The following is a 3,065-nucleotide window of genomic DNA, read 5'->3' as shown; positions in this document are numbered from 1 at the left end:
TGCTACATGCCCTTGCCAGTACGCTGCCACTTCGCCAGCCTTGCCCATCGCGCTCTCCCGTGAAAACCTCGAGAGGGTGCGGCAACTGGCACTGGATTGGTAGGTGGGCCCGATGGACGCTTACACTGGATTGGTAGGTGGGCCCGATGGACGCTTACGTTCGACCAGCGCACCGATATAGGCTTCCTGTGTCCGTGCCGCCATTCCCCGCAGGCACATGGCGTTGCTCATGCGTTCTCGCAGCTCAATCACCACGATCTCCTTGGTTCCTGCGGGGACGTCCCCCGCGGCGAGGAGGATCAAGGATTGGCGAGTGAGCTGGTGGGGTACCGGGCGTCGAGGCCTCGACGGCGAGAACGAATGCTCGAAGCGAAAGAGGAAGTAGACCGAGGCGCCGGGGTGCCTACTCCAGCGCGCAGCGCTTTTAGTTCAACGCTCAAATTCAGCGGTGAGCAAAGCGAGTCCGCTGGAATGCAGAGTTGGGCAAGGGCTGTAGCGGGGCAGCGATGTGTTTCCAGCCCTCCGCTTCGCTTTGAATTTCAGATTTTCGAATCTCTTCGGCAATGCGCCGAATGTCAAAACCAGATTCTTCGGCTAACGCCTCCTTGATCGCCCTTACCTCAGCGATGATCTCGTCATTCACTTTCTTCTCCTAGCAGTTCTTCCGGTGTGCAGATGAATGGCAGCAGCAAGCCAATGCTTTCCAGATGTGCGGCGATTCGTGCCTGAATTATCGGATTGGCAATATGGCGGCAATTCCAAGTCAGCAAGAAATCCATGCCGTGGGCAGTAGCAATTGCAACATGCAAGGCATCTTCAGCCGCTTTCTTCGGGACAATGCTCAGAGCTAGCAGTGATTCCGCAATCTCAATGGCTTGGTCGTTGATAGCCAATGACGAAAACTCGCGGACTGCATCCAATCTACGAATGGCGGCAGCCGGGTCACCTGCCCTACATTCTCTGATAACCACATCAGACACAAAACAACGGTAAAGGTTGCGACGATCCCACCACCTCCGGGTGACGAGTTGATGAGCCGCGCCAAGCAAGGAACTACTCTCTCGTGCAGAAAGATAGCTCACGATCGAGGTTTCGACGTAGACCGATGGCAGTGGATTTTCCATGCTTACACCTTAAAAACCGTAGTCTGTTGTTCCACCTTTTCCGTCCCGCCAGCACCGACTTGTCGGAAAATCGACCTTGGCCCCTTTTTCCGGCCCCGGTGTCGTCAACTGCGCGTGCGCCCCCGCCGCCGCGGTCAGCCTGATTTCCAGACTGTCGCCGCCGGCGATGCCGCCCGGCGGATGCAGGACGATCGCCTGGCAGACCGCCGGCCCCTCTGGGTACAGCGCCTTCTGCACGCGCAGCGGCCCGAAATGTTCGCAGCGGGCGAGCAGCGTGCGCTCGCCGCGCCGTTCGAAGCCGAGCGTCAGGCGGGCCTGCCAGCCCGGCCGTGCCGCTTCTTCGATCGCCCGCGCGGCGCCGGACGCCAGCCGCAGGCTCTCGCTCAATCCGCCCACCGCCGCGCGCGCGCCGAGCCGAGCGACGCACGCGCCCGCGCCTGTTGCTTCAACCACAGGTGCAAGTCGGCAGGCACATCTCGTAAGGCGAGCTTCGGCATAGGTTGGGCAGAGGGACATCGCAAGGGCGGCACTTTAGCATCGGCCAACCGTCCGCGGGCGAAACGCGGCTGGGGTGGCCGCGCCGGCATCGGCGCCCCGGCCGCAAGCCGGCGTCGCTCGCCCGCAAGCCTCCGGGCCTTGCCCCCCAGCAGCCGGGGCTTCGCCGCGAGCGTTCGAGGCCAGCGCCCGTCGTGCGGCGGCTTGCGCGTCGGCGGGCGGGCCTCGCGCGGCAGGCTCTTCTCGTTGCGTTGGCGGCGCCCGCGCTGGCGCGCGAGCGTCGACGGCTGGCGTGCCGGCTGGCGAAGGGCGAAGCGCCGGCTTCCAGGCTCGCCCGCCAGCCGGCGATGCGCGTCGGCGAGCTGGCGGGGCTCGCGCGCCGGCCGCCGCGCCCGGCACGCGAGCCAGCGGGGCTGGCCGTGCGCGCCGCCTGCCCCGCCGGCGGGGACTCGGGGGTTCAGGGTTTCGGCGGCTCGCTGCGCCGGCGCGTGTAGCGGGCCGACATCGCTTCCTTCATCGTGGCCAGCGCGGCGCCCTTGCCGATCACCTTGGCGACGGCATAGCCGTCGAGCGCGAAACCGAGGATGTCGCTGCCGAGCGCCATTTCGGTGTCGTCGGCGTTGGCGACCAGGCGCCGCAGGCGGGCGAAGCGCGGACGCAACTGGTCGAGGCTGCGCAGATCGTTTTCGGCCTCGCCCAGATCGAGTCCCGGCGGCAGGAGCTGACGGTTCTCGGCGAGCAGAACGAGCGCCTGACGGCAGAAGGCTTCGGACTTGTCGCCCATCTTGCTCAGATTGCGCCGCTGGTCGACCGACAGCTCGATCAGCCCGGCGAGCTTTTCCTCGACGGTCGTCAGCGCCGCGTCGAGGGCGGCGAGATCTTCGTTGCTCAACGCGATGGATATCAGGTTCTGGCTCATGGCAGGGCTCTCCGCAGGTGGGTCGGGAAGGGGACGCCGGCAGTATCGCATGCTCGCGAAAGGGTCATCAAGCGCGCGCCGGCCGGGCATCACGCCGCGCCGCCGTCACGCGTCGCCGTCGGCCCTGGCGCCGAGGTCGCTCGCCAGACAGTCGGCGATCTCGTCGTCGCTCCGGCCCATCGCCTGCAGCAGGGCGACGGTGTTTGCTCTCACAATCTGTGAGTTGGGGTGCTCGCTGCCGAGGCTGGCGACGACGATTCGCAGCGCGCGGCGCAGCAGCGGCTCGGCTTCGGCCAGGCGGTCGGTGTCCTTCAGCAGTCGGGCCAGGTTGTTGAGGCGGGTCGCGACCCTGGGGTGCGCGTCGCCGAAGCTCGCCTCGTCGATCGCCAGCGCGCGGCGCATCAGCGGCTCGGCTTCGGCCAGGCGGTTGGTGTCCTGCAGCAGTTGGGCCAGGTTGTTGAGGTCGATCGCGACCCTGGGGTGCGCGTCGCCGAAGCTCGCCTCGTCGATCGCCAGCGCGCGGCGCA

5 protein-coding genes and 1 pseudogene are annotated in these 3,065 nt (G+C 66.2%); all 6 read right to left on the bottom strand.

Annotated features, from left to right (window positions below):
• Window positions 1-120: 120 nt before the first annotated feature.
• Window positions 121-252, bottom strand: coding sequence for a hypothetical protein (locus Q1M07_RS08680; RefSeq protein ID WP_300453045.1), 132 nt, complete (start codon window positions 250-252; stop codon window positions 121-123).
• Window positions 253-442: 190 nt separating this feature from the next.
• Entirely contained in the window at window positions 443-643 is a 201-nt protein-coding gene (locus tag Q1M07_RS08675) for a hypothetical protein (protein ID WP_300453043.1), read from the bottom strand.
• Window positions 636-1,124, bottom strand: a complete 489-nt coding sequence (locus Q1M07_RS08670) for a type II toxin-antitoxin system VapC family toxin (protein ID WP_300453041.1) — start codon at window positions 1,122-1,124, stop codon at window positions 636-638. Before Q1M07_RS08670 ends, Q1M07_RS08675 begins: the two co-directional genes overlap by 8 nt.
• A 93-nt stretch (window positions 1,125-1,217) precedes the next feature.
• Window positions 1,218-1,499: pseudogene (locus Q1M07_RS08665) on the bottom strand (urease accessory protein UreD); the annotation flags it as partial.
• Window positions 1,500-2,076: 577 nt separating this feature from the next.
• Complete coding sequence (locus tag Q1M07_RS08660) at window positions 2,077-2,538, bottom strand: hypothetical protein (RefSeq protein WP_300453039.1); 462 nt, start codon at window positions 2,536-2,538, stop codon at window positions 2,077-2,079.
• Between the two features lie 105 nt (window positions 2,539-2,643).
• Window positions 2,644-3,065: tetratricopeptide repeat protein (locus tag Q1M07_RS08655; protein ID WP_300453037.1), on the bottom strand; the 422-nt coding region annotated here is incomplete at its 5' end.

The sequence above is a fragment of the Accumulibacter sp. genome (genome assembly GCF_029255285.1).
Taxonomy (GTDB): Bacteria; Pseudomonadota; Gammaproteobacteria; order Burkholderiales; family Rhodocyclaceae; genus Accumulibacter.
Note: the sequence above shows the minus strand (reverse complement) of the source record. Positions and strands in the feature narration are given on the sequence as shown.

What these genes read in the sequence shown, in the direction of transcription:
- Q1M07_RS08670 (WP_300453041.1), bottom strand. Translation starts at nt 1,124, where the DNA reads ATGGAAAATCCACTGCCATCGGTCTACGTCGAAACCTCGATCGTGAGC.
- Q1M07_RS08660 (WP_300453039.1), bottom strand. Translation starts at nt 2,538, where the DNA reads ATGAGCCAGAACCTGATATCCATCGCGTTGAGCAACGAAGATCTCGCC.